Source organism: Nocardioides sp. Leaf307, assembly GCF_001423135.1.
GTDB classification, from domain to species: domain Bacteria; phylum Actinomycetota; class Actinomycetes; order Propionibacteriales; family Nocardioidaceae; genus Nocardioides; species Nocardioides kribbensis.
The window spans coordinates 59,670-84,942 of the sequence record NZ_LMNY01000001.1; the positions used below are offsets into that span (position 1 = coordinate 59,670).

Consider the following 25,273-nt stretch of genomic DNA (forward strand, 5'->3'; position numbering starts at 1 on the left):
ATGCACGACACATGACGCGCCGCCAGGCTCGTCGCCGTGCTTCTCGGGCCTTCGAAGGGACCCACCGATGACCAACCACCACGCACGACTGCGCGGCATGGCAGGGATCGCCGCCGCCGGGATGCTGATCCTCGGCGCCTGCGCCGCTCCCGAGGACTCCGCAGGAGCGCCGGAGGCCGCGGCGACGGCCGAGGCCGGGTCGGCCGCCGAGGCCGAGGTGAGCGCCGCCCAGGAGGTGGTGACCCCACTCCTGGAGACGCCCAGCACCATCAACCAGACCGAGCCGATCACCGGCGACACCTCCAGCGACAAGCCCTTCGTCGTCATCACCTGTGAGCTGCCCCAGTGCCAGCTGATCTCCGACGGCACCCTCGAGGCCGCCGAGGCCATGGGGTGGGAGACAGAGCTGCTGGCCTACAAGACCACCGACGGCGCCACGCTGACCTCGGCCATGAAGGAGGCGCTGACCTACGACCCCTTCGCCGTGGCCCCGATCGGCTTCAGCCAGACGTTGTGGCAGCCCCTCGTCCAGGACTTCGAGGACGCCGGCGTGATCATCACCCCGGTCGCCGTGGGCGACACCGAGCCGGGTGGCCCCGTCACGCAGGGCTCGGCCAGCCAGCTCGACTACGCGGCCTCCGGCAAGGCCATGGCCGCCTGGGTCACCGCCGACTCCGCGGCCGACGCCACCATCCTGCTCCAGGACGTGCCGGCCTTCGCGGTGCTCGCCGCCTACGGCGACGGCTTCCGCGAGGGCATCGCGGAGTACTGCTCGGGCTGCACCATCACCGAGCTGGAGAACGCCCCTGCCCAGCTGGCCTCCAACGGCATCGTCCCGTCGGTGGTCTCGGAGCTGCAGAAGAAGCCCGACATCGACTACGTCGTCTCGACCGACACCGCCTTCCTCGCCGCAGGCCTGCCCAGCGCCCTCGAGGCCGCCGGCATCAGCGGGGTCAAGGTGGTGGGCGGCTCGCCCGACATCAACAGCCTGCAGGGTGTCGTCAGCGGCGACATCGCGGCGGTGAGCGCCACCGCCGAGGACCAGTACGGGTGGACCGCGGTCGACATCGTCGCCCGCACCATGACCGGCATGGACGTGCCCGAGGCCGACGGGGGTCGCGTGCAGATGATCGCCGTGCAGGACAACGTCGGCACGCCCTCTCCCGCCGGGCTCGGGTTCCCCGAGGACTACCGCGAGCAGTACAAGGCGCTGTGGGGCAAGTGAGCACCGGGACCTCCTCCGCGACGGCCGGGACGGACTCCGCCCCGGCGCTCGACATCGTCGGTCTCACCAAGACCTTCGTCGGCGGTCACGCGCTGCGCGACGTCGACCTGCGCATCGGCGCGGGGGAGGTCCACGCCCTGCTGGGCGAGAACGGATCGGGCAAGTCCACGCTCATCAAGACCCTCTCGGGCTTCCACCGCCCCGATCCCGGGGCCTCCATCCGCATCGGCGGCGAGGAGCTGGTGACGGGCAGCGCGGCGTCGTCGTACGCCCTGGGTGCGCGCTTCGTGCACCAGGACCTCGGGCTGGTCGAGGACTGCTCGGTCAGCGACAACCTCGCCTTCGGCCCTGGCTTCCCGACGCGCTTCGGGACGATCCGCGGCCGCGCGGCCCGGGCACGGGCCGCCCGCGCGCTGGAGTCGGTGGGCGTGGAGGTCGACCCCGACCGTCACGTCGGCCGGCTCTCCCCGGCCCAGAAGACCGGCGTCGCCGTCGCCCGCGCCCTGCTCGACGACGAGTCCAGCCCCGTGCACCTGCTGGTGCTCGACGAGCCCACCGCACGACTGCCCGAGCACGAGGTCGAGGCCCTCCTCGAGATCGTCGGCCGGGTCTCGGCACGCGGCATCGGCGTCCTCTACGTCACCCACCGCCTCGACGAGGTCTTCGCCGTCGCCACGGCGGCCACCGTGCTCCGCGACGGGGTGCGGATGACGACCCAGCCGGTGGCCGGCCTGACCCGCGACTCCCTGCTGCACCACCTGCTGGGGGCCGCTCTCGAAGCCCAGGAGCGGCCGCCACTGCGGTCGGACCCGGCCTCCGAGCCGGCCCTCAGCGTCACCGGCCTGGGCTCGGAGAGCCTGCACGGGATCGACCTGGAGGTCCGTCCCGGCGAGGTGGTCGGCGTGGCCGGGATCACCGGCTCGGGGCGCGACTCGCTCCTGGGCACCGTCTTCGGGGCACGACACCGCGACCACGGCGAGGTGAGGGTCGCGGGACGACGGGTCGGGGCCGACCGACCCGACCGTGCGATGGCCGCCGGCGTGGCCTACGTGCCGGCCGAGCGGAAGCTCGAGGGCTGCTTCGTCGACCTGCCCGCCCGCGAGAACATCGGGTTCGGCAGCCTGCGCAGCCTCTGGCGCGGCGCCGGCCTCAGTCGGCGCCGCGAACACGACCTCGCCACGGGCTGGTTCGAGCGGCTCGACGTGCGGCCCCGGTCCGGCACCGAGCGTGCGATGTCGACCTTCAGCGGGGGCAATCAGCAGAAGATCGTCTACGGCAAGTGGTTCGAGCGTCAGCCGGTGCTCTTCCTGCTCGACGAGCCCACCCAGGGCGTCGACGTCGGCGCCAAGGCCGAGCTCCACCGCGCGCTCTTCGAGGCCGCCGAGCGGGGCGCCGCCGTGCTGGTCAGCTCCAGCGACACCGAGGAGCTGATCGCGGTCTGTGACCGCGTCCTCGTGCTCAGGGTGGGGGAGCTGGTCGAGGAGCTCGTCGGCGACGAGATCAGTGCCCACGCCCTGACCCGCGCCTGCCTCGGCATCGAGCCCGACCAGGCCTCCGACCTCATGGAGGTGATGGAGAGCGAGGGCGACCCGGCTGACCTCCGCCACCCCCACCTCACGACCGACTCGCCCGACCACCCTGTCGACCACCGCTCCGACCGTGCGGCGGTCGGCAGCCTCGAAGGAGATCTGCGATGACCCGGCTCCCGCGCGGCCTCGGCCTCGAACGCTTCAGCGGCCTCTACCTGTGGGCCGTGCTCATCGTGGTCTTCTCGGTCTGGCAGCCGCTCTACTTCCCGACCATGGCGACGGTGCACTCGATCGCCGCCGACCGGTCGATCGCGGCGATGCTGGCCCTCGCGATCCTGGTGCCGCTGGCGTGCGGTGCCTTCGACCTCTCGGTCGGCGCCACGGCCAACATCTCGACCATCTCCGCGGTCATGCTGGTCAACGACGACTGGGCGTGGCCGACCGTGGTCGTGGTGTGCACGCTGCTCGGCACCCTCATCGGAGCCGTCAACGGCTTCATCGTGGTCAAGCTCAAGGTGAGCTCCTTCATCACCACGCTCGGCACCTCGTCGATGATCGCGGCCTTCCAGATCATCATCACCGACAACGCCCAGCCGCTCCCACCGATCAACGCCTCGTGGGCCGCGTTCACCCAGTCCACCATCCTGGGCTTCCAGGTGGTCGTGGTCTACATGCTGATCCTGGCCGTCCTGCTGTGGTGGGTGCTCCAGCACACCCCGGTGGGCCGCTACCTCTTCGCCATCGGCAGCAGTCCGGAGGCGGCACGCCTGTCCGGCGCGCGCGTGGACCTCTACACGTGGCTGGCCCTCATCGCCTCCGGCACCATCGCGGGTCTCACCGGGGCGATCTACGCCTCCCTCGCCGGGCCGTCGCTGACCTACGGCGCCTCGCTCCTGCTGCCCGCCTTCGCGGCGGTCTTCCTCGGGTCCACGCAGGTCATCCCGGGCCGCTTCAACGTCTGGGGCACGGTGCTCGCCATCTTCGTGCTGGCCACCGGGGTCAAGGGTCTCCAGCTGGCCACCAACGCCCAGTGGCTCGACCCGATGTTCAGCGGCGGTGCGCTCGTCGCCGCCGTCGCCGTCGCCCTCGGACGCCAGCGGGCGGCCGAGGAGAAGGCCCGTCGCAAGCTCGTCAGGGGGGAGGCCCCGAGCGACGCCCGTGTCGCTGCCGCTCCGTGAGGCCCGGCGGCGCTCACTGGAAGGCTGCCGTCAGTCGCGTGACGTTGTCGACGCAGCGCAGCCGGGCGGATCTGAGCGACCACGCCTCGAGGCCCAGCCACGGGGTCAGCAGCACGAGCAGCAGCCAGGCCGTGCCCGTCGAGGGCTTGCGGTCGCCGGGGCTGCCGGGCGAGGCGTGGTCTAGGGCCGGTCGTCGGCGAGGAGACGGTTGAGGGCGCGGGGCACGTCGAGCACGCCGGCGACGCTGGCGCAGCGCCCGCCGGCACGCAGGGCCAGGCGGCGGGCCTCCTCGTCGTCGTCGGCCGGGGCGAGGACGACCAGCTCGTCGAGCCGGCTGGCCGCGGGCACGGCGTCGTCGTCGGTGGTGCGGCAGTCGGAGAGCAGCAGGGTGACCCGGCGGCGGGCGGTGGCGCGCGAGAGCTGGAGCCGCGCGGCGTCGAGGGCGGCGGGCAGGGCGGTGGTGCCGTGGCCGCGCAGCGCGAGCACCGTGGCGATGGTCTCGGTGGCCGGGCGGCGCGCGGTGAGCGGGGCGAGGACGTCGACGCCGGAGGCGAAGGTCAGCACGGCGTGCTCGCGCGGAGCCATGCTGGCGCACGCGGCGGTCGTCACGGCGGCGGCGGTCAGGCGGGCGCCGTTCATGGACCCCGAGCGGTCGACCACGAGGCACAGCGCGAGGTCGGGGCGGGCCCAGTCGGAGGAGACCAGCTCGTCGAGGCGCGGCATGCGGCCCTCGGCGCGGGCGCCGACGACGGCCTCCATCGAGCGGTCGAGGTCGAGGTCGCCGCCCGCCACGGCGGGGCGCGTGCGCCGGCGGGCGACCCCGGCCGACCGGGGGAGACCACGACGGGTCTGGTCGAGCACGAGGCGGGGGGCCAGCCGGCGTACCTGGGCGCGCAGCGCCTCGTCCGTGGCCCGCGACATGTCGACCAGCAGCGTGAGGGTGAGGTCGGGGTCCTCGCGCAGCGCGGCGTCGAGGGCGTCCTGGTCGAGCACGCCGGTCTCGGGGGAGAGCTCGGCGAAGCGGGGGTTGCGGGCCAGCTCCGAGCGCCCGGTGGTGCGCTCGTTGCGCAGTCGCTCGCGGGGCTGTGGCTTGGAGGGGGCCGAGGGTGAGGGGGGCGAGCCCGCCGGGGTGGGCGGGCTCAGGGTTCCCCCGGCCCCGCCTCCCCGGTGTCGGGCGCGCCGTCGGGCGGGTCGGTCTCCGGGGGCGGCCCGAAGACACGGGTCCACAGCTCGGTGACGACCTGCTCGGGGGTGCGGCCGCAGCCCTCGTGCAGCCTGACCCGCCCCGTGAGCGAGGCCTTCGCGGCGGCCAGGCCGACGTGCCACTCGGTGGCGGGCACGCCGCGCAGGGCGGCCAGCTCGACGGTGATCCGGGCCACGTCGATCGCGCCGCGCACCGAGGAGCCCCACTCGAGGTCGGGGTGCTCGCGGGTGGCGCGCACCAGCTCGACGACCTTCGCCTCCCACTCCGGACCGGCGGTGCCGCCGGTGCCGCCGGTGCCGCCGGTGCTGCCCGGGCCGCCGGTGTGCAGCGCCACGATGGCCCTTTCGGCCTCGGCGGGCTGGTAGCCCATCGAGATCCGGCAGGTGCGGTCGTAGAGCGCGCTGGAGACCCGCGCGGTGCCGATCGCGTCGAAGGGGTTCATGGCGGCGACCAGGCCGAAGCCGGGCGCGGCGACCACGCAGCCCAGGCGGGGCACGGTGATCTCCTTCTCCGACATCGCGGCCAGCAGGACGTTGAGGGTCTCCTCCGGGATCCGGTTGAGCTCCTCGACGTAGAGCAGGCCTCCCGAGCGCATCGCGGCCAGCAGCGGCCCGTCCTCGAAGATCTCCGGGCTGTAGCCGCGGGCCAGCACCAGCGCGGGGTCGAAGTGGCCGACCAGCCGCGCGGGGGTCAGCTCGGCGTTGCCCTCGACGAGCACGAAGGGGATGTCGCGCTCGCGCGCGACCTGGCGCAGCAGGGTCGACTTGCCGGTGCCGGGCGGTCCCTCGAGGAGCACGTGGGCGCCGCTGCGCAGCGCCGCCTGGAGCACCTGGGCCTCCTCGGAGCGGTCGACCGCGGCCACGGGCGCGACGGCGTCGGCCGTCGCGCCCGCGGTGACCGGGGTGGGGTGGTCGGGCACGGGCCGCTCAGTGCTCGTGCACGACGACGCCACGCACGTTCTTGCCGGCCAGCAGGTCGTCGTAGCCCTCGTTGACCTGGTCGAGGCGGTAGGTGCGGGTGATGATCTCGTCGAGCTTGATGTCGCCGCTCTGGTAGAGCCCGAGGATCTTCGGGATGTCGGTCGTGGGGTTGCAGTCGCCGAAGAGGCTGCCCTTGAGGGTCTTGCGGTAGAGGGTCATGATCGAGCCCGGCAGCTCGATGTTCTGCTCGTCGAGCTTGTTGAGCCCGGTCAGCACGACCGTGCCTCCCTTGCCGACGGCGTTGAAGCCGCTGGCCACGATCTCGGAGGTCATCAGTCCCGGGGTGAGGATGGCGGAGTCGGCCATCTGGCCGCGGGTGAGGTCGGTGATGGTGTCCTGGGCCTCCTCGGCGCTGGCGAAGGCGTGGGTGGCGCCGAGCTCCATGGCCTTCTCGCGCTTGTTCTCCAGGGGGTCGACGACCACGATGTTCTTCGCGCCGCTGAGGCGCGCGCCCTGCACGGCGTTGATGCCGATGCCGCCGATGCCGAAGATCGCGACCGTGTCGCCGGCGCGCACGCCAGCGGTGTTGACCGCCGCGCCCCAGCCGGTCGGCACGCCGCAGCCCACCAGCACCGCCTTCTCCAGCGGCAGGTCGTCGTCGACCTTGACGCAGGAGTTCTGGTGGATCACGCCGTACTGGCTGAAGGTGCCGAGCATGCACATCGCGCCGTACTGCCCGCGCGGGCCGGTGATCGGGAAGCGCTCCCCGGGCAGGTAGCCCTCGAGGATGGTGGCGCCCATGTCGCAGATCGACTGCTGGCCGTTGGCGCAGTAGCGGCACGACCCGCAGTTGGGGATGAAGGAGCAGACCACGTGGTCGCCGGGCTGCACGCGCGTCACGCCCGGCCCGACCTCCTCGATGATCCCGGCGCCCTCGTGGCCCAGCACCATCGGCAGGCGCGCCTCGAGGTCGCCGTGGGCGATGTGCACGTCGGAGTGGCACAGCCCGGCGTGGGTGTAGCGGATCAGCACCTCACCGGCCTGGGGGCCGTCGAGGTCGAGCTCCTCGATCTCGATCGGCTTGCCGGGCTCGTAGACGACGGCGGCGATGGTCTTCATCGGTGGCTCCTCTGGGGTGTACGGCGGTCCGCCGGGCGGCCGCGGCGGCGCAGCGGCCGGGCGCGGGTCGTCGGGCGACGTGACGGGAGCCACACCATGACAAGCCGGGGGCGGGGTGACTGTTCAGTCTCTGCACACTCCGTCGCACCCCGGGTCCGGCGTCGGGGTGGCACTGCGCCGCCGCGGGGTCGGGCAACCGCGGACCAACCTCGACGGCGCAGGGTGTGACCTGCGACACACGTCGACCGCCCGCGACCGCCAGCGGGCCCGGGAGGACCGATGAGGCGCACCAGCGGCGCGGCTGCGGGTCCCGGCCTGCCCCCCGCGGCCGGGGCGCCCGCGGCCGGGGCGCCGGGCGTGCGCGAGGAGATCGCCTCCTCCTGGCGCCGTGTGCGCCTCGCCGGTCTCGACCCCGCGGCGCCCGTGGACACCGACGCCGACGCGGGGGTGGAGACGGTCGCCGACGTCGGCAGCACGCTGCTGCGCGGCGCCGTGCCGGTGCTCGAGGACCTCGAGGAGGGGCTGCGCGGCAGCCGCTACTCCACCGTGCTCGTCGACCGCGACTGCCGCGTGGCCCGGCGCTGGTGCGACGACCCGCGGCTCGGCGAGGCCTTCGACTCCCTCGACGTGCGCGTCGGCGCCAGCCTGCTCGAGGAGCGCATCGGCACCAACGCGCTGGGCACCGCGATGGTCGCCCGCCACGGCGTCGCCGTGCACGGCAGCGAGCACTTCGTGGAGGCCCTGCAGGCCTTCAGCTGCTACGGCCACCCGATCCGTCACCCCCTGACCAAGCGGATCGAGGGCGTGCTGGACCTCACCGCGCTGCGCGAGCAGGCCAGCCCGCTGCTGGCGCCGCTGGTCTCGCGCGCCGTGCACGAGATCGAGCAGCGCCTCCTCGACGGCAGCCGGGCCTCGGAGAAGAGCCTGCTGGCGGCCTTCCAGGGCGCGGTGGGTCTGCGGCGCCGTCCGATCCTGGCCGTCGGCGAGGACATCGTGCTCTCGAACCACGCCGCGCAGGACCTGCTCAGCCCCGCCGACGTCGCCCTCCTGCGGGTGCTGGCCGACGAGCCCCAGCAGCGCGACCAGCAGGCCATCGAGCTGACCCTGGAGTCGGGCCAGCCGGTGAGCGTCGAGGTCACCCGCGTGAGCGGAGCCCGCCGCGGTGCGCTGCTGCGCGTCGACAAGGTGAGCGGTGCGCTGGCGCGGGCGGTGACCACCCGCAGCCGCACCCGTCGCGACCGGGTCGGACCGCCCCGGCTCGTCGCGGGCGTCTCGGGCAGCGGCCGCACCACCCGCGCCCGCGCGCTGGCCGCCGACCACCTCCCCGTGCAGGTGATGCGACCCGCGACCGCGCTGCTGGAGGGCGCCGAGGAGTGGGCCCGACAGTTCGAGGCCGCCATGCGGCGGGGGTCGGGCACCGTCTGCGTCGACGGCATCGACCTGCTTCCCGACGCCCTGCTCGACGTCGTGACCGGGTGGGTCGACGCCCCCACCCGACCCGACCTCGTGCTGACCTCGGGCCCCGTCGCGGGGTTGCAGGGCGCGGCCGCCACGCTCGCGGGCATGGCCACCCGGCGCGAGGAGCTGGTGCCGCTGGCGGCCCGCCGTCAGGACGTGCCGGAGCTCGCGGCCTCCATGCTGCGCGAGGTCGCGGGCGGGCGCCCCGTGCACCTGACCCCACGCGTGGTCGAGGCCCTGTGCGCCCAGGCGTGGCCGGGCAACCTGCGCGAGCTCAAGGCCGTGGTGGTCCACCTGGCGCAGGCCCGCTCCACCGGCGGCCTGACCGTCGACGACCTGCCGGAGCAGTACCGCTCGGGTGCTCCTGCCGGCGCCCTCACCGCGCTGGAGCAGGCCGAGCGCGACGTCATCGTCACCGCGCTGCGCGACGCCGGCGGGGTCAAGGTGCGCGCCGCCGAGGCGCTCGGGCTCTCGCGCACCACGCTCTACGCGCGGATGCGGGCGCTGCGCATCAACGGCTGAGCCTGGACCGGGGCGTGGACCGGGGCGTGGACCGGGGCGTGGACCGGGGCGTGGACCGGGGCGTGGATCAGGGTCGGGTGCCGGGGGCGGGCGTCGGGGCGGTGCTGCTGTCGCCGGTGAGCACGAGGGCGGCGACGACGGCGCCGACGAGCAGCAGCGCCACCAGCACGGCGGCGAGGATCTTCGGCACGCTCCAGGGCCGGTCGCCCACGACCTCGCCGGTGGTGGCGTTGACCATCACCTGGTAGGTCGTGCCGCGGTAGAGGTAGCTGGCCAGCCAGAGCGGCACGAGCAGCAGCTTGAAGGTCGCCTGGGCGTAGGTGACGTCCATGTCGCTGACGCGCTGCTCGTCACCGCCGATGTCACGGCGGCAGTCGTCCTCGATGACCTCGCGCATCTGGCCGCGGGCCTCCTTGGCGCCCTCCTGCGGGTCGACGTCGTAGCGCAGGGCGGAGTAGCCGGTGAGGTACTCCTGCTGGAAGGGGCGCGCGTCGGCGAGCGTCCAGGGCCCCATCTTCGCCAGCTTCCCCGGCTCCAGCCGCTCGCTGGCGACGACCAGGACGTCGTCGAAGCCGCGGGAGACGCGACCCGACGCGGGGTGCCACCGCGTCCGGCGCTCCTGGTAGGTCTCGGTCCTCGTGCCGCCCTTGCCGTCGGAGACCGTGCGGGTGCGGGTGACGTAGTAGTGCTCGCCGCGCTGGCCGGTGTAGTCGGTGACGGTCTGGGCGTCGAAGGTCCAGTGCGGCACGTAGGTGCCCTGGAGGCCGTGGGTCGAGCCGACCTCCTTCAGGGCCCCCGGGGCGAAGCGCCGCGAGCCGACCCACTCGCCGAAGGCCCGCTGGGCGCCCGACTCGTCGACGTGGAACGGGATGACCGCCTCGGGCGCCACGAGACCCTCGGGGTGGTCGACGACCACCAGGGCACCGCTGCAGAACTGGCAGCGCCCGGCCAGGTCGACGGTCTCGGTGCGTGCGCCGCACCCGCCGCACTGGAGCACGTGGGCTCCGATCGAGGCGACCGTCGTGTCGCCGTTGCGCGCGCGCCACGCGTCGTAGGAGTGCTCGCGGATCGTGGCTCCGGTCGCGGCGATGGCGGTCTGCGCGCCGCACGAGCCGCAGCGCAGGGAGGTCGTGCCGGGGGCGTGGGCGACCTGCGCGCCGCAGCTGCCGCAGGTGGCGCTGAGCGTCGCGGCGCCCGGGGTCACCGGGTCGCTCGCGTCGACCGGGCCGACCGGGCCGACCGGGTCGACCACGCGGGCTGCGCCGGGGGGCGAGGTCGCGGGCGGCTCGGGCAGCGGCGGTGGCCCCGCGGTGCGCCCGCCGGGCAGCGGAGGGGGACCCGCCGGGTCGGCGGGCTGCTGGCCGGTGGGGGTCGGGTCGGTGGGCACCGGGTCTCCTCGGCTCAGGCCTGGGGCGGCAGCGGCGGCGGCGTGGCGGCGAGGAGCGCGGACAGCGCCGGCACCTCGGCCGCCGCGGTCCAGGCGGTCATGCCCTGCTGCCAGACCAGGGTGGTCGCGGTGAGCTCGCCCGAGGCGACCCGGCCGGGCAGGTCGGCAGCGGGGACCGGTCCGACCTGCTGGCCGCCCACGGCCAGGAACCAGGGCTGGGCCGCCCCGGGCAGGGGCGGCGGACCCGGCGGAGCGGCCTGGGGAGCGGCCTGGGGAGCCATGGCCTGGGCGATCTGCTGGCCCAGGGCGATGCCCATGCCCATGCCGAGGCCCTCGCCCGCGCCGCCGGGGTTGGTGGCGGCGTCGCCGATGGCGGTGGCGGCCTGGAACTTCGCGTACTGGTCGAGGCTGCCCAGCACCCCCATCTGGGTGCGCTTATCGAGGGCGGCCTCGACCTCCGGGGGCAGCGAGATGTTCTCGATGACGAACTTCGGGATGCTCACGCCCATGTCGGCCAGGCTCGTGGTCAGCGTCCCGGCGAGGGTCGCGGCGATGGTCTGCTGCTGGGCGGCGAGGTCGAGCATCGGGAGCTGGGAGTTGGCCAGGGCCGTGCCGACCTGGCTGACGATGTTCTGCCGGAGGAACTCCGCGACCTCGTCGGTGCGGAAGTCGGGGTCGGTGCCGACGAGCTGGCGCAGCAGCGCGGCGGGGTCGACGACCTGGAGCGCGTAGGCCCCGAAGGCCCGCAGCCGCACCATCCCGAACTCGGCGTCGCGCACGGTCACCGGATTCTGGGTGCCCCACTTGAGGTCGGTGTAGAGCCGCGTGCCGACGAAGTAGACCTCGGCCTTGAAGGGGGAGTCGAAGCCGTACTTCCAGCCCTTGAGGGTCGAGAGCACCGGCAGGTTCTGGGTGTCGAGGGTGTGGGTGCCGGGGCTGAAGACGTCGGCGATCTGGCCCTCGTCGACGAAGACGGCCACCTGGCCCTCGCGCACCACGAGCTTCGCGCCGTTCTTGATCTCGTTGCCCTGGCGCGGGAAGCGCCACACGATGGTGTCGCGGCCGTCGTCGAGGAACTCGACGATGTCGATGAACTGCCCGCGCACCTTGTCCATGAAGCCCATCGCCGTCTCGTCTCCTCAGCTCGCGCGCCGGCCCTGTGCCCGACCCGCCGAGCGTAGGGGGCCGGGGGCCGCCGCGCGGGCGAACTCCCCAGGCGGCGTCGTGGGCGCAGGGTGGGCGCAGGGTGGGCGCGGGGTCCGCGCGGGGTGGGGGCCGTGCGGGCTCAGGTGCCGCAGTAGGTGGTGTAGGCGCCGAAGTCGGGCGGTGCGGGGGCCGCGAAGGCCTCGAGGCCGGGGCGCTCGACGTAGGGCGACCTGACCGCGTCCAGCAGCCGCTCGAGCGGAGCGAGGTCGCCCGCGGTGGCGGCGTCGAGGGCCTCCTCGACCAGGTGGTTGCGCGGGACGTAGAGCGGGTTGACCCGGTCCATCGCGTCGGGGTCGGGCCCCAGCGCGCGCCACCGCTCGAGCCACGCGTCGAGCGCGGGCAGGTCGAGCACGACCCCGCGCACCGGCTCGGCGTCGCCGCGCGCCGCCGCCGACAGCGACCGGTGGAAGGACGTGTGGTCGACGCGGCCGGCCTGCATGAGCGCCTGCAGGTCGGTGGCCAGCGCGAGCACCACGTCGGGCGCCACGCCCTCGGGCAGGCCGAGCTTGGCGCGCATCCCCTCGGTCCAGGCGGCGTCGTAGCGCCGGCGGAAGCCGCCGAGCGCCTCGACGGCCAGCGCCACGGCCTGCTCCTGGTCGTCGTGCAGCAGCGGCAGCATCGCCTCGGCGAGACGGGCGAGGTTCCACTCCGCGATCGGCGGCTGCTGGGCGTAGGCGTAGCGGCCGGCGTGGTCGATGGAGCTGAAGACGGTGGCGGGGTCGACGGCCTCCATGAAGGCGCAGGGGCCGTAGTCGATGCTCTCGCCGGAGAGGGTCATGTTGTCGGTGTTCATGACGCCGTGCACGAAGCCGAGCAGCATCCACCGCGCCACCAGGTCGGCCTGCGCGGCCACGACGGCCTGGAAGAGGGCGAGGTGCGGGTGCTCGGCGTCGGCGGCCGCCGGGTGGTGCCGCGCGATCGCGTGGTCGGCCAGACGCGCCAGCAGGTCGCGGTCGTCGCGGGCCCGGGCGAGCTGCACGCTGCCGACGCGCAGGTGGCTGGCCGCCGTGCGGGCCAGGACGGCGCCGGGCAGCACCCCGAGCTCACGGCGTACGCCGCGACCCGTGGCGACGACCGCCAGCGCGCGCGTGGTGGGCACGCCGAGCGCGTGCATGGCCTCGCTGACCACCAGCTCGCGCAGCATCGGGCCGACCGCGGCCAGGCCGTCGCCGCCGCGGGCGAACGGCGTGCGGCCGGAGCCCTTGAGGTGCAGGTCGACCAGGCGGCCGTCGGGGGCGGTGAGCTCGCCGAGCAGCAGCGCCCGGCCGTCGCCGAGGCCGGGGTTGAAGCCTCCGAACTGGTGCCCGGCGTAGGCCTGCGCGACGGGGTGGGCGCCCTCGGGCACCTCACCGCCGACGAGGAAACCGACGCCCTCGGGCGTGCGCAGCCACTCCGGGTCGAGGCCGAGCTCGCGCGCGAGCTCCTCGCCCAGGTGCAGCAGCCGGGGCTCGGGCGCCTCCTCGGCCCGCCAGGGCTTGGCCAGCTCCGGCAGCGCGTCGGCGAAGACGTGGCCCAGGGCGGGCGCGGAGGTGCTCGTGACGCGTGTCGTGCTCATGACTCGAGCCTACGAGGGCCCCCGGGAGGCCGGGTGCGACGCGACTCGGGAGCCGCGCGTCGGTGGCGTGCTCACCCCTCCGGCGGTGCTGCGTGTCGGCGCGCGGCGGTAGACAGGACCCATGAGGACTCGAGAGATCGGCAACGACACCGTCGGACGCGTGCAGGTGGGGGCGATCGGCCTGGGCCTGATGACCTTCGACCAGACCGGCACCCAGCCGCGCCAGCAGCTGCTCGACACCGTGCAGGCGGCGGTCGAGGCCGGGGTGACCCTCTTCGACACCGCCGACGCCTACGGCCCCGGCGACGAGCTGGGCCAGGACGCCCAGGGCGCCAACGAGCGCCTGGCCATCGGCCTGCTCGACGAGCTCGGGCTGCGCGAGCGGGTGCTGCTGGCCACCAAGGGCGGTCACGTGCGCACCGACGGGGGCGGCTGGGACGTCGACAGCTCCCGCCAGCACCTCCACGAGGCCGTCGACGCGAGCCTGGAGCGGCTCGGCGTCGAGCAGCTCGACCTGTGGCAGCACCACCGGCCCGACCCCGCCGTGCCCTACGAGGAGGTGGTGGCGACGCTGAAGGAGATCCACGACTCCGGCAAGGTGAAGCGGCTCGGGCTCTCCAACGCCGACCCCGAGCAGATCCGTCTCGCCCACTCCGTGCTCGGCGGCGCGCTGGTGAGCGTGCAGAACCAGTTCTCCCCGAAGTTCCGCAGCAGCGCCCCCGAGATCGAGGTCTGCGAGGAGCTGGGCCTGGCCTTCCTGCCGTGGAGCCCGCTGGGCGGTCTGGGCGACGCCAAGGAGCTGGCCGCCCACCACCCGGCCTTCGCCGAGGTCGCCGAGGCGCGCGGTGTCAGCCCGCAGCAGGTCGCGCTGGCGTGGGAGCTCGCGCAGTCGCCGGTCGTCATCCCCATCCCCGGGGCCAAGCGTCCCTCCTCGGTGACCGACTCCGCCGCGGCTGCCGACCTCGATCTCACCGCCGACGAGCTCGCCCGCCTCGACGCCGACCCCGAGGGCTGAGACCCGACCCCGGCGGGGTCGCCGCCGGGGAGGTGGCCGGGGAGAATGCGGCGCATGCCGCTGCTGCCCCGTCGCCACCGTCCCCCGACCCCCGCCGCGCCGCCGGCCGCAGCGGCGCCCGCGCCGGGCAGCGTGGGCGGCTCCGGTCCTGCCCCCGACGCGTCCGGCGGCGGGCACGAGCCCCCGCGACCGGCCGGTCGTCACGCCGGCCCGGCGACCGAGGAGGGCGCGCCGGGCGGCGCGACCGGCCCCGCAGCGCCCGACCACCGCGCCGAGGTGCTGGCCGCGCGGGTCGAGCGGTGGCGTCCCGACCTGGTCGAGGCCCTCGCCGAGGTCTACCCCGACCCCGAGGGCCTGGCCGACGACCTCGTCGCCCTGGCCGCGCAGCGCTACGCCGAGCGCAGCGACGAGCTGCACCACCTCGACCTGCGCCGCTCGCTGGCACCCGACTGGTTCCAGCGCCCCGAGATGCTCGGCTACGCCGCCTACGCCGACCGGTTCGCCGGTGACCTCGCGGGCGTCGCGGAGCGCATCGACTACCTGCGCGACCTGGGCGTCACCTACCTGCACCTGATGCCGCTGCTCGAGCCGCGGCCCGGCGACAGCGACGGCGGCTACGCCGTGCAGAGCTACCGCCGGGTGCGCTCCGACCTGGGCACGACCGAGGACCTCGCCGCCCTCACCGCCCGGCTGCGGGCCTCGGGGATCAGCCTGTGCCTCGACCTGGTGCTCAACCACGTCGCCCGCGAGCACGAGTGGGCCGAGCGGGCCCGGGCCGGCGACCCGGCCTACCGCGACTACTTCTACGTCCACCCCGACCGCAGCGTGCCCGACGCCTTCGAGCAGACGTTGCCCGAGGTCTTCCCCGACTTCGCCCCCGGCAGCTTCAGCTTCGACGCCGACCTTGACGGCTGGGTGATGACGACCTTCAACACCTTCCAGTGGGACGTCAACTGGTCCAACCCCGCGGTGCTGCGCGAGTACGCCGACATCATCATGACCCTGGCCAACGACGGCGTGGAGGTCTTCCGCCTCGACGCCATCGCCTTCCTGTGGAAGCAGCTCGGCACCACCTGCCAGAACCTCCCGCAGGTGCACGCCCTCACCCAGGCGCTGCGGGTGCTGGGCCGCATCGCCTGCCCCGCGGTGGTGTTCAAGGCCGAGGCCATCGTCGGCCCCGACGACCTGCCTGCCTACCTCGGCCAGGGCCGCCACCACGGCAAGGTCAGCGACCTGGCCTACCACAACGCGCTCATGGTGCACGTGTGGTCGATGCTGGCCACCAAGGACGCCGGGCTGGCCTCCCGCGCCCTCCAGCGGCTCCCCGCCACGCCCGCCTCCACCTCCTGGGTGACCTACGCCCGCTGCCACGACGACATCGGGTGGGCCATCGACGACGCCGACGCGGCGGCCGCCGGGCTCGACGGCCACCTGCACCGCCGCTTCCTCTCGCAGTTCCACGCCGGCGACTTCCCCGGCTCGTGGGCGCGCGGACTGGTCTTCCAGGACAACCCGCGCACCGGCGACCAGCGCATCTCCGGCTCCCTGGCCTCCCTGGCCGGCCTGGAGGCCGGTGACCCCCACGCCGTCGACCGGATCCTGGCGGTCCACGCGGTCGTGCTCGGCTTCGGTGGCCTGCCCGTGCTGTGGATGGGCGACGAGGTGGGCCTGCTCAACGACCACGACTGGGACGCCGACCCCGCCCACGCCGCCGACAACCGGTGGGTCCACCGCCCGGTGATGCCCTGGCCGGTCGAGGACCCCCACGGCCTGCGCGAGCGGCTGCGCCACCTGGTCGGCGTGCGCCGCGACCTGCCCCACCTGCACGCCGGCGTGCCCACCGAGGTCCTCGACCCGCCGGCCTCCGGCGTCTTCGCCACCCGGCGGGTCCACCCGCTCGGCGCGATGGTGATGCTGGCCAACGTCACCCCCGAGCCGCAGTGGGTCTCCCGTGGCCGGCTGACCTCACTGGTCGGCGGGCCGCCGGTCGACCGGATCACCGGGCGGGCGCTGGGCGAGGGGGCCGACCCGGGCGGCGACGGCCTGGCGCTCGCGCCGTACGAGGTGCTGTGGGTGTGCGCCGGATGACGGCGGGTCACGGCCCCGCGGGGCCGGAGGCCGGGGTCCACGACGAGCAGCGGCGCGCGTGGGTCAACCGGGCCGTCGCGACGATCCGCGCCGACGCCAACCGGTCGGCCGACACCCACCTGCTGCGGCTGCCGCTGCCCGAGGAGTGGGGCGTCGACGTCTACCTCAAGGACGAGTCGACCCACCCCACGGGCAGCCTCAAGCACCGCCTCGCCCGCAGCCTCTTCCTCCACGCGCTGGTCAACGGCTGGATCGGCCCGACCACCACCGTGGTCGAGGCGTCCTCGGGCTCCACCGCGATCTCGGAGGCCTACTTCGCCCAGCTCGTCGGGCTGCCCTTCGTGGCGGTCATGTCACGCACGACGAGCGCGGAGAAGATCAGCCTCATCGAGGGCTACGGCGGGCGCTGCCACCTCGTCGACGACCCCGCCGGCGTCTACGAGGTCTCCCAGCGGCTGGCCCGCGAGTGCGGCGGGCACTACATGGACCAGTTCACCTACGCCGAGCGCGCCACCGACTGGCGTGGCAACAACAACATCGCCGAGTCGGTGCTCGACCAGCTGCGCCTGGAGCGCCACCCCGTGCCGACCTGGATCGTCGTGGGCGCCGGCACCGGCGGCACGGCCTCGACCTTCGGCCGCTACGTGCGCTACCAGGGCCTGCCGACCCGGTTGTGCGTCGTCGACCCCGAGCACTCCGCCTTCCACCCCGCCTGGAGCAGCGGCGACCTCGGCCTCACCACCGACCGCGGCTCCCGCATCGAGGGCATCGGGCGCCAGCGGGTGGAGCCGAGCTTCCTGCCGGGGGTGGTCGACCACATGATCACCGTGCCCGACGCGGCCTCGGTGGCGACGATGCGCCACGTCGACCGGCTGCTCGCCCGCCGGCCGGGACCCTCGACCGGCACCAACCTGTGGGGCGCCCTGCAGCTGGTCGACCGGATGCGTCGGGCCGGCGAGACCGGCAGCGTCGTCACCCTGCTCTGCGACGACGGGCACCGCTACGCCGACACCTACTACTCCGACGCCTGGCTGGTCGAGCACGACCTCGACCCGTCACCCCACCTCGACGAGGTCGCCCGGCTCTTCGGGACGTGACGTCCGGCGGGTCGTGCCGTCGGCCGCTCCGGCGCGCGGTGCCTCAGAGCCGTCGACCGGCCCAGCTCCAGGCGTAGGCGCCGTCGTCGACGGCCCGCCCGGCCTCGCCGAGCTCGAGGGGCCGGAAGGTGTCGACCATGACCGCGGTCTCGTCGAAGGCCTCGGCGCCGAGGGAGGCCTCGACGGCGGCGGGCTGGGGACCGTGGGCGTGGCCACCGGGGTGGAGGGTCACCGAGCCGACACCGATCCCCGAGCCCTTGCGGGCCTCGTAGTCGCCGGCGACGTAGAACATGACCTCGTCGCTGTCGACGTTGGAGTGGTAGTAGGGCACGGGCACGGCGAGCGGGTGGTAGTCGACCTTGCGGGGCAGGAAGGCGCACACCACGAAGCCGGCGCCCTCGAAGACCTGGTGCACCGGCGGGGGCTGGTGGACCTTGCCGGTGATCGGCATGTAGTCCTCGACGTTGAACGTGTAGGGATAGAGGCAGCCGTCCCAGCCGACGACGTCGAAGGGGTGGGTGGCGTAGGTCATCCGGGTGCCGACGATCCCGGCCGAGGTGCGGTGCCTGACGAGCACCTCGACGTCGGACGCCGGCTCGCCCGCGCCGGCGAGCAGCGGCTCGGTGGGGCCGTGGAGGTCGCGCTCGCAGTAGGGGGCGTGCTCGAGCAGCTGGCCGTAGCGCGAGAGGTAGCGCTTCGGCGGCGCGACGTGGCTGGCCGACTCGACCGCGTAGAGCCGGCTCGGCCCGGAGGCCGCGTCGGGGCGCCAGCGGTGGGTGGTGCCCCGGGGCACCACGACGAAGTCGCCGGCGCGGTAGGGCACGACGCCGAAGACGGTCTCGACCACCCCGCTGCCGGCCTCGACGAAGACGCACTCGTCGCCCAGTGCGTTGCGGTAGAGCGGGGAGTCGGCCGCGGCGACGACGTAGGACAGGTGGACGTCGGCGTTGCCGAGCACGAGCCGGCGTCCGGTGACCGCGTCGACGCCCGTGACGTCGGCGGGCACGAGGTCGGGCAGGCGCAGGTGGCGCGGCGTGAGCGGGTGGTTGGGGGTGAGGGCCTGGTCGGGGAGGTCCCAGACCTCGCTGGCCACGATCGCCGACGGCACGCCGCGGTGGTAGAGCAGCGAGGAGTCGGAGGAGAAGCCCTCCTCGCCCATCAGCTCCTCGGAGCGCAGCGCGCCCTGCGCGTCGCGGAGCTGGGTGTGCCGCTGACGCGGCACCTCTCCGACCCGTCGGTAGTACGCCACAGCCAGCCACCTCACACCGAGAGGGGGACCTCGTCGTCCCCGCTGCGGCGATGCTGCTCGGCGCTCCCGACCGTGTCAATCGCACGGTCGATCGCATGGTCGACCGCATGGTCGACCGCGTGGTCGACCGCGTGGCCGGTCGCGCGGCGGCCCGGAGTCGCGCGAGTGCGCGGCATCCTCCGACCGGCCGCCCCGCACGGCCCGGACGGGCCATGCCACCACCGCCGACCATGGCCCGTCCGGGGGGTTTCGCGGCCGCGGCCTCACCCTGCCGGATCGGCGTCGTTGCTCCGGGTGCCGGGCGGGGGGTCCGGACCCGGGGGAACGGACGACAAGGGGGTCGTGACGTGTGCAGGACGACGTGCTCGGTGGAGCTCGTGGACGGTCCGACGGGGCGCGAGGGGCGCCCGACGATGGCGCTGGTGGTCAGGGGCGACCTCGACGTGTCGGCCGGGCCGGCGGTCGGCGCTGTGGTGGAGCGGCTGCGCCGGGCGCGCCCGACGGTGGTGCTCGTCGACCTCGAGCAGGTCGACTTCGTCGACACCGCGGGCCTGCACTGGCTGCGCCGCGCGCTGCGCGCCGCGGTGGCCCACGGCGCCGACGTCGGGGTGCTTGCGGAGTCGCCGGCCGTACGCCGTCTGCTGCGGCTCGGGTCGGAGCCGCTCTGGCCCCCGCCGGCCGCGCCGGCCGCGCCCCCTGCGACACGCACCCGCGGTGAGGCCGCCGGGGCCGCCGGGCTCCGGCTCGTGCCGGCGCTCGGCGCGACGACCGGACGCCGCTGAGCACCCTGCACCGGGGGGCGGGTCAGCCGCCGACGACCTCGCTGGCGCGCAGCACCTCGAAGGGCTCGGCGTAGCGGGTGTGGGAGACCTGGCGCGACCAGTAGCGGGCGCTCGCCACCACCAGGTCGGGCTCGAGGTAGTCGCGCGCCGACTGCGAGCGGTAGCAGGCCAGCAGGTCGAGCTTGGCCTCGATGGTGTCCTCGACGGGCACGAAGCGCGTGGGCGCGAAGCCGTTGCGCGAGGACGGCGACTGGTAGCAGAACAGCTGCGGCACCCGCCGGGCCGCGATCACGGCGGCGGCGTGCACGGCGCGGTGGTCCTGGTGGTTGTCGGCCGCGGAGTGGACGTAGACCGTCGTGGGGGAGACCGAGGCGATCACGGCCTCGATCAGCCCGATCATCTCGTGGGCCTCCTCCAGCCGGGTGTCGGGCAGGTCGGCCATCAGCAGCTCGGCCGACATCGCGGTGGCGGCGGCCACCGCCTCGCGCCGGCGCTCCTCGCGCGGGCCGCCCACGGTGCCCCGGCTCAGGGTGAGCACCGACACCGGGTGCCCCTGTGCGGCGTGGCGCAGCAGGGTGGCCCCGCAGCCGATCTCGACGTCGTCGGGGTGGGCGCCGATGGCCAGGACGCGCTCGCCGCGGTGGTGGGCCCGGGCCGGCAGCAGCTGCTCGAGGGCGGCGGGGTCGTCGGGGGCGACGACGTCGGAGAGGCCGTGGCGCAGCGCGGTGAGCAGACCGTGGGCGCCGGCCCCGGCGTCGGCCACGACGGCGACGCGGGTCTGGCGCGAGCGTCGCCGTACGCGCTCCAGCACGGCCACGGTGGCCTCGTCGAGCAGGTCGGACTCGACGAGGAGCAGCGCGGGCGCCCCCGCGGTCTCGAGGAGGTCCTCGGTCTCGGCCGGGTCGACGAGGAGCGGGAGGTGGCCGGCGCGCTCGAGGGTGGCGAGGAGCGCCCCGAGGTCGGTGCGCGCCCAGACCACCACCAGCCGCTCGGGGCCGTGCGCCTCGCGCACCACCCCGTCGGGCAGCGTCGTCGGCGCGTGCTCGTCGGTCTCCACGTCCCTCCCCAGGTCCGCCGCAGAGCCTAGACGGCGGGCCCCAGCGGCGCTGGCGGACGGCCCGCTCGGCCGGGTGGGACGGGGGAGAGGGGGCTCGCCGCGGGGCGGCGGGTCCGTGCGGGAATAGAAGAAGGCGCCGGGGTCTCGGGTCCCCGGCGCCTTCGAGATCCACTGTAGCCAACGGGTGGTGGTCTGTCAGCAGTTTCGCGACAAGTCCGATCGGGCCATGTCAACTGTCCGTTGGACCCTGGCCGATCCGGCCCCCACCTGGTTGCCTGACGGGTGCGGCGGCCCCCCACGCCCGATGCACGGGCGGTCGTCGTGTCTCGGGGGAGGGAGCGGCATGAGTGCAGCCGGGACGCACAGCGGACACGACCTGGACGATCCACGCGAGCGCGCCCGCCTCCGGGCGCTGCGCGACTTCGGTCTGCCGGATGGCGAGCACCCGGCCGCCGACGACCTGTCGGCGCTGGTCGCGGTGGCCGCGGCCGCGGCGGGGGTGCCGACGGCTGCGATCCACCTCCTCGCCGGTGACGAGCAGCGCGCCCTGGCCACGGTGGGCTTCGAGATCGTGGCCCTGCCCCGCCGCGACTCGATGTGCAGCCTTGTCGTCGACGAGCCCCGACCCGTCGTGGTCGCCGACGCCCGTGAGGACCCTCGCTTCCTCGCCAACCCCTTCGTGCGCGAGGGCCGCATCCGCTTCTACGCCGCCTTCCAGCTCCGCACGGCCGCCGACGTGTCCATCGGCACTCTCTGCGTCTTCGACGAGCGGCCCCACGTGCTCGGCGCCGAGCAGCGCAGCCTGCTGCAGGCGCTCGCCGACCGTGTCGTCGGGGTGCTGGAGCTCGACCGCCGGGTGCGGGGGCTGACCGAGGAGGTCCGCGCGCTGGAGGAGGTGCGCACGGGGCTGCGCGCCGACAACGAGAGCCTGCGCGCCTTCGCGGGCCAGGTCAGCCACGACCTGCGTGCCCCCCTGTCGACCATGACGCTGTCGCTGGAGCTGCTCGGCGTCGGGCTGTCGCAGGGCTGGTCGCCCCCCGACCTCGAGCCCGTGCTGGCCCGCGCCCTGCGTGGTGCGACCCGGATGCGCGGTGTGGTGGAGAACCTCTTCGTGCACGCCACCGGCGCGCCCGCCTCGCCGCACCCCGTCGACCTGGGCTCGCTCGTCGAGGACGCCCGCGAGGACCTGGGCCCGGCCCTCGACGGGGTCGACGTGACCGCGCGGGCGCTGCCGGTCGTCGTCGCCGACGGCCCGCTGCTGCGCCTGGTGCTGCAGAACCTGCTGTCCAACGCCGCCAAGTTCGCCGCCACCGAGCACGGCGGCCAGGTGACGGTGACCGCGTCGCGGCGTGACCGGTCGTGGCTCGTCGAGGTGGCCGACCACGGCCGCGGGGTGCCGGAGGCCGAGCGCGAGCGCGTCTTCGAGGCCTTCGCGCGGGTGGGCGAGCACGAGGCGCTGGCGCCCGGCGCCGGGCTGGGGCTGGCCACCTGCCGCGCCATCATCGAGGCCCACGGCGGGCGCATCGGGCTGCGCGAGACCGCCGGCGGTGGGGCCACCGTGTGGTTCGAGCTGCCCGATCCGCGCTGAGGTGTCCGATCGGCTCGGGACCTTCGACCCGTCCCCCGGGGGCCGGCCGGTGGTCGTATGACCACTGGCGGATGGCGGCTGCATCCTCGCGGGTCGCACGCTGGAGGGGACCAGCCCGGTCGACCGGCCCGGCCGACCGCCGCACCCACCAGGAGACGCCATGACCCGCTCGCCCCGCACCACCACTCGCACCACCACCGGCACCACCACCCGCACGACCGCCCGCGCCGTGCTCGCCCTCGTCGTGCCGCTCACCCTCGCCGCGCCGCTGGTGGTGACGGCCTCGGCGAGCGCCAACGACGCCGACGTCATCCGCCGTGGCTCCTGCACCGGCAGCACCGACTGGAAGATCAAGGCCAAGCCCGACGACGGCCGGATCGAGGTCGAGGCCGAGATCGACAGCAACGTCAACGGCCAGACCTGGGGCTGGGTGCTCAGGCACGACGGCTCCGTGGCCGCACGCGGCAGCTCGACCACCAAGGCGCCGAGCGGCTCCTTCAGCGTCGAGCGGCGGCTGGTGGACGCCGCCGGCACCGATGCCTTCACCTTCCGCGCGACCAACGCCGCCAGCGGTGAGGTGTGCGTGGCCAAGGTGTCGCTCTGAGCCGTCCCGAGACCCGACCCGCGTCGCTGCCCCGCCCCCTCGGGCGCAGGTGGCGCGGTGCCGGACGCAGCCCGATCGTGTGGTTCCTCGCGGTCGGGCTGCTGGCGTGCGCGGTCATCGTCGGGGTCAGCCAGCACCTCGGCGACCGCGCCGCGCGGGCCGAGGCCCTGCAGGACGCCCGCTCGACGACCGAGCTCCTCGCCCGCTCCGTGGCCGGGCCCTCGGTGCCGCGCGGTCTCGTCGACGGGGTGCCCGGCGCGGTCGACCGCTTCGACCGCACGGCCCTGGCGCGCCTGGTCGGGGCCGGGGTGCGCCGGGTCAAGGTGTGGGCGGCCGACGGCACGGTGCTCTACTCCGACGACGTGCGTCTGATCGGCAGGCGCTTCGAGCTCGGGGAGGACGAGCAGCGCATCCTCGCCGAGGGCGGCACCGACGCCGAGGTCTCCGACCTCAGCGCACCCGAGAACCGCTTCGAGGCACCCGGCCGCGGTCTCATCGAGGTCTACACCCGGCTGGACTCCCCGGAGGGCGAGCCGCTGCTCTTCGAGACCTACTACTCCTCCGACCTCATCGCCACGCGCAGCGACGAGGTCGTGGCGCCCTTCCAGCGCATCAACCTGCTCGCCCTCGCCCTCGTCGTCGCGGTGGCCACCGGTCTGCTCTACCTGCTCAACCGCAGGATCCGCCTGGCCGGCCTGGAGCGGGAGCGGCTCATGGACCGGGCCGCCGCGGCGTCGGAGGCCGAGCGGCGGCGCATCGCCCGCGACCTGCACGACGGCGTGGTGCAGGACCTCGCGGCGACCGCCTTCGGGCTCTCGACGCTGGCGCGGCGCGCCGAGGGCACCCAGCGGCGCGAGCTGCTCGCCTCCGGGGCCGCGCTGCGGCGCAGCATGCGCGACCTGCGCTCGCTGCTCGTGGAGATCCACCCGCCCGGTCTCACCGCGACCACCCTGCCGTCGGCGCTGGCCGACCTCGTGGCGCCCCTCGCCGCGGCCGGGATCGTGGCCGACGTCGAGGTCGGCGACCTCGACGACGTCGACGAGGCCACCCTCGGACTGGTGTGGCGCGTGGCCCAGGAGGCGGTGCGCAACGCCCTGCGCCACGCCCGGGCCTCGACCGTGCAGGTCAGGGTCGGGGGCGGCGCGTCGACCACGCTGCTCGAGGTCGTCGACGACGGCGCGGGCTTCCGCGCCGACGTCGCACAGGCCGGCAGCCACTACGGGCTGCGCGGGCTGCGCAGCCTCGCCGAGGACCACGGCGGCCGGCTCACGGTGGAGTCGTCGCCCGGGGCCGGCACCACCGTCCGACTGGAGGTACGACGATGACCCCGACCCCGATCCGGCTGGTGCTCGTCGACGACCACGCGGTGCTGCGCGGCGCGCTCGAGCAGTTCCTGGCCGGCGAGGACGACATCGAGGTCGTCGGCTCGGCCCGCGACGGCGACGCCGCGGTCGAGGTGGTGGCCCGGACCCGACCCGACGTGGTGCTGATGGACCTGCAGATGCCCGGCACCGACGGCGTCACCGCCACCCGGGCCATCGTGGCGGCGGGCGGCTGCGACGTGCTGGTGCTGACGTCCTACTCCGACTCCGAGCGCATCCTGGCCGCCCTCGACGCCGGCGCGGTCGGCTACCTGCTCAAGGACGCCGAGCCCGAGGAGGTGGTGGAGGGCGTGCGAGCCGTCGCCCGCGGGGAGTCGCCGCTGCACCCGCGCGCGGCGCGCACGCTGCTCTCGGCCCGCCCGGCCGCGCCCGAGGGCCACGGGCTGAGCCCGCGCGAGGTCGAGGTGCTGGCGCTCGTGCGGGCCGGCCTAGCCAACAAGCAGGTGGCGCGACGCCTCGGCATCTCCGAGGGCACGGTCAAGTCGCACCTCACGTCGATCTTCCACCGCATCGGCGTCGCCGACCGCACCTCGGCCGCGGTCTGGGCCGAGCGCCGCGGGATCGGCGACCAGGCCGACGGGCCGGGCGGTCCGACCTGACCGCGGGCGGCCCGCCGGGCGCGCGGAGGGCCCGGCGCGCGCGCCGTACGGCGAGCCGGGCCGGGCCCTCGACGTGGTGCGGGGCGGGTCAGGCCTTGGGGGCGAAGACCTCGAGCGCGATGTTGTCGGGGTCGCGGAACTCCAGGATCCAGCCGGCGCCGATGTCCTTGACGCCCTCGTGGGCCACACCGAGGTCGTCGAGCACGCCCGCGGCGGCCTCGATCGCGGCCTGGTCGGCGACGGCGAAGGCGACGTGGTCGAGGCCGGTCTTGTCCTCGTCGAAGTGGTCGTCGGCCACCGGGCGCAGGCCCAGCAGGCTGTCGCCGAGCTGGTAGATGACGCCGCCGAAGAGGAACGAGAGCTGCTGCCGGGTCTCCTCGTCGGCGTTCGGGGGGAGCTCGAAGGCGACGGGGAGGCCGAAGACGTCGTCGTAGAACTTCCGCGACCGCTCGATGTCGGTGACGGTCAGGCGGACGTGGGCGTAGGCGCTGGTCTGGATGGGCATGCCG

21 protein-coding genes are annotated in these 25,273 nt (G+C 74.8%); 12 read left to right on the top strand and 9 right to left on the bottom strand.

Going from position 1 to position 25,273, the window contains the following annotated elements:
• Positions 1–67: 67 nt before the first annotated feature.
• The 3 genes from ASF50_RS00255 to ASF50_RS00265 are packed head-to-tail and all read left to right on the top strand — an operon-like array spanning position 68 to position 3,932.
• The gene (locus ASF50_RS00255) at positions 68–1,225 is read left to right on the top strand and encodes a sugar ABC transporter substrate-binding protein (RefSeq protein ID WP_056863048.1); all 1,158 of its coding nucleotides are present in this window, start codon (positions 68–70) and stop codon (positions 1,223–1,225) included.
• Positions 1,222–2,922, top strand: coding sequence for a sugar ABC transporter ATP-binding protein (locus ASF50_RS00260; RefSeq protein WP_082502580.1), 1,701 nt, complete (start codon positions 1,222–1,224; stop codon positions 2,920–2,922). The genes ASF50_RS00255 and ASF50_RS00260 overlap by 4 nt, the downstream gene beginning before the upstream one ends.
• Positions 2,919–3,932 (top strand): ABC transporter permease, encoded by a 1,014-nt coding sequence (locus ASF50_RS00265; RefSeq protein ID WP_056863049.1) that lies wholly within the window; start codon positions 2,919–2,921, stop codon positions 3,930–3,932. Before ASF50_RS00260 ends, ASF50_RS00265 begins: the two co-directional genes overlap by 4 nt.
• A gap of 180 nt (positions 3,933–4,112) precedes the next feature.
• Here the strand turns inward: ASF50_RS00265 and ASF50_RS00270 are convergent, their stop codons facing one another.
• From ASF50_RS00270 to ASF50_RS00280, 3 genes are all read right to left on the bottom strand, one after another.
• Positions 4,113–4,925, bottom strand: coding sequence for a VWA domain-containing protein (locus ASF50_RS00270; RefSeq protein WP_056863521.1), 813 nt, complete (start codon positions 4,923–4,925; stop codon positions 4,113–4,115).
• Between the two features lie 146 nt (positions 4,926–5,071).
• Complete coding sequence (locus ASF50_RS00275; protein ID WP_082502582.1) at positions 5,072–6,055, bottom strand: AAA family ATPase; 984 nt, start codon at positions 6,053–6,055, stop codon at positions 5,072–5,074.
• Between the two features lie 7 nt (positions 6,056–6,062).
• Positions 6,063–7,175: an NDMA-dependent alcohol dehydrogenase gene (locus ASF50_RS00280; RefSeq protein WP_056863050.1), complete on the bottom strand. Its 1,113-nt coding sequence runs from the start codon at positions 7,173–7,175 to the stop codon at positions 6,063–6,065.
• Positions 7,176–7,454: 279 nt separating this feature from the next.
• Between ASF50_RS00280 and ASF50_RS00285 the strand changes: the two genes are divergently transcribed.
• A complete protein-coding gene (locus ASF50_RS00285) occupies positions 7,455–9,155 on the top strand; it encodes a sigma-54-dependent Fis family transcriptional regulator (RefSeq protein ID WP_056903119.1) in 1,701 nt (566 codons plus the stop codon).
• Positions 9,156–9,222: 67 nt separating this feature from the next.
• Here the strand turns inward: ASF50_RS00285 and ASF50_RS00290 are convergent, their stop codons facing one another.
• From ASF50_RS00290 to ASF50_RS00300, 3 genes are all read right to left on the bottom strand, one after another.
• A complete protein-coding gene (locus ASF50_RS00290; RefSeq protein ID WP_200920010.1) occupies positions 9,223–10,542 on the bottom strand; it encodes a hypothetical protein in 1,320 nt (439 codons plus the stop codon).
• A gap of 14 nt (positions 10,543–10,556) precedes the next feature.
• Positions 10,557–11,666 (bottom strand): SPFH domain-containing protein, encoded by a 1,110-nt coding sequence (locus tag ASF50_RS00295; RefSeq protein ID WP_056903120.1) that lies wholly within the window; start codon positions 11,664–11,666, stop codon positions 10,557–10,559.
• Positions 11,667–11,827: 161 nt separating this feature from the next.
• Positions 11,828–13,303, bottom strand: coding sequence for a protein adenylyltransferase SelO (locus ASF50_RS00300; RefSeq protein ID WP_082502584.1), 1,476 nt, complete (start codon positions 13,301–13,303; stop codon positions 11,828–11,830).
• 121 nt (positions 13,304–13,424) lie between these two features.
• On the opposite strand from ASF50_RS00300, the gene ASF50_RS00305 reads away from it, so the two are divergent.
• Genes ASF50_RS00305 through ASF50_RS00315 form a run of 3 tightly spaced genes read left to right on the top strand, consistent with a single transcriptional unit; the run spans position 13,425 to position 17,503 of the window.
• Entirely contained in the window at positions 13,425–14,318 is an 894-nt protein-coding gene (locus ASF50_RS00305; RefSeq protein WP_056903121.1) for an aldo/keto reductase, read from the top strand.
• Positions 14,319–14,372: 54 nt separating this feature from the next.
• Positions 14,373–16,406: an alpha-amylase family protein gene (locus ASF50_RS00310; protein ID WP_082502952.1), complete on the top strand. Its 2,034-nt coding sequence runs from the start codon at positions 14,373–14,375 to the stop codon at positions 16,404–16,406.
• Positions 16,403–17,503 (top strand): PLP-dependent cysteine synthase family protein, encoded by a 1,101-nt coding sequence (locus tag ASF50_RS00315; protein WP_056904148.1) that lies wholly within the window; start codon positions 16,403–16,405, stop codon positions 17,501–17,503. The genes ASF50_RS00310 and ASF50_RS00315 overlap by 4 nt, the downstream gene beginning before the upstream one ends.
• Positions 17,504–17,546: 43 nt before the next feature.
• Here ASF50_RS00315 and ASF50_RS00320 read toward each other — a convergent pair whose 3' ends face one another.
• Positions 17,547–18,752, bottom strand: coding sequence for a homogentisate 1,2-dioxygenase (locus ASF50_RS00320; protein WP_056903122.1), 1,206 nt, complete (start codon positions 18,750–18,752; stop codon positions 17,547–17,549).
• 368 nt (positions 18,753–19,120) lie between these two features.
• Between ASF50_RS00320 and ASF50_RS19200 the strand changes: the two genes are divergently transcribed.
• Positions 19,121–19,534, top strand: coding sequence for an STAS domain-containing protein (locus tag ASF50_RS19200; protein WP_056903123.1), 414 nt, complete (start codon positions 19,121–19,123; stop codon positions 19,532–19,534).
• Between the two features lie 22 nt (positions 19,535–19,556).
• Here the strand turns inward: ASF50_RS19200 and ASF50_RS00330 are convergent, their stop codons facing one another.
• Positions 19,557–20,591, bottom strand: a complete 1,035-nt coding sequence (locus tag ASF50_RS00330; protein WP_056903124.1) for a PIG-L deacetylase family protein — start codon at positions 20,589–20,591, stop codon at positions 19,557–19,559.
• A 343-nt stretch (positions 20,592–20,934) separates the two neighbouring features.
• Between ASF50_RS00330 and ASF50_RS00335 the strand changes: the two genes are divergently transcribed.
• The 4 genes from ASF50_RS00335 to ASF50_RS00350 all read left to right on the top strand — a co-directional run bounded on the left by ASF50_RS00335 (position 20,935) and on the right by ASF50_RS00350 (position 24,764).
• A complete protein-coding gene (locus tag ASF50_RS00335; protein WP_056903125.1) occupies positions 20,935–22,179 on the top strand; it encodes a GAF domain-containing sensor histidine kinase in 1,245 nt (414 codons plus the stop codon).
• Positions 22,180–22,339: 160 nt separating this feature from the next.
• Entirely contained in the window at positions 22,340–22,783 is a 444-nt protein-coding gene (locus ASF50_RS00340; RefSeq protein ID WP_056903126.1) for a hypothetical protein, read from the top strand.
• A gap of 77 nt (positions 22,784–22,860) precedes the next feature.
• Positions 22,861–24,108, top strand: a complete 1,248-nt coding sequence (locus ASF50_RS00345; RefSeq protein WP_056903127.1) for a sensor histidine kinase — start codon at positions 22,861–22,863, stop codon at positions 24,106–24,108.
• Positions 24,105–24,764, top strand: a complete 660-nt coding sequence (locus tag ASF50_RS00350) for a response regulator (protein WP_056903128.1) — start codon at positions 24,105–24,107, stop codon at positions 24,762–24,764. Before ASF50_RS00345 ends, ASF50_RS00350 begins: the two co-directional genes overlap by 4 nt.
• An 88-nt stretch (positions 24,765–24,852) precedes the next feature.
• Here the strand turns inward: ASF50_RS00350 and ASF50_RS00355 are convergent, their stop codons facing one another.
• Entirely contained in the window at positions 24,853–25,269 is a 417-nt protein-coding gene (locus ASF50_RS00355; protein ID WP_056903129.1) for a VOC family protein, read from the bottom strand.
• Between the last annotated feature and the right edge of the window lie 4 nt (positions 25,270–25,273).

Coding starts and splice junctions, on each gene's coding strand:
- ASF50_RS00355 (WP_056903129.1), bottom strand. CDS start 25,269: ATGCCCATCCAGACCAGCGCCTACGCCCACGTCCGCCTGACCGTCACC.
- ASF50_RS00295 (WP_056903120.1), bottom strand. CDS start 11,666: ATGGGCTTCATGGACAAGGTGCGCGGGCAGTTCATCGACATCGTCGAG.
- ASF50_RS00280 (WP_056863050.1), bottom strand. CDS start 7,175: ATGAAGACCATCGCCGCCGTCGTCTACGAGCCCGGCAAGCCGATCGAG.
- ASF50_RS00350 (WP_056903128.1), top strand. CDS start 24,105: ATGACCCCGACCCCGATCCGGCTGGTGCTCGTCGACGACCACGCGGTG.
- ASF50_RS00265 (WP_056863049.1), top strand. CDS start 2,919: ATGACCCGGCTCCCGCGCGGCCTCGGCCTCGAACGCTTCAGCGGCCTC.
- ASF50_RS00315 (WP_056904148.1), top strand. CDS start 16,403: ATGACGGCGGGTCACGGCCCCGCGGGGCCGGAGGCCGGGGTCCACGAC.
- ASF50_RS00340 (WP_056903126.1), top strand. CDS start 22,340: ATGACCCGCTCGCCCCGCACCACCACTCGCACCACCACCGGCACCACC.
- ASF50_RS00305 (WP_056903121.1), top strand. CDS start 13,425: ATGAGGACTCGAGAGATCGGCAACGACACCGTCGGACGCGTGCAGGTG.
- ASF50_RS00255 (WP_056863048.1), top strand. CDS start 68: ATGACCAACCACCACGCACGACTGCGCGGCATGGCAGGGATCGCCGCC.
- ASF50_RS00285 (WP_056903119.1), top strand. CDS start 7,455: ATGAGGCGCACCAGCGGCGCGGCTGCGGGTCCCGGCCTGCCCCCCGCG.
- ASF50_RS00300 (WP_082502584.1), bottom strand. CDS start 13,303: ATGAGCACGACACGCGTCACGAGCACCTCCGCGCCCGCCCTGGGCCAC.
- ASF50_RS00310 (WP_082502952.1), top strand. CDS start 14,373: ATGCCGCTGCTGCCCCGTCGCCACCGTCCCCCGACCCCCGCCGCGCCG.
- ASF50_RS00335 (WP_056903125.1), top strand. CDS start 20,935: ATGAGTGCAGCCGGGACGCACAGCGGACACGACCTGGACGATCCACGC.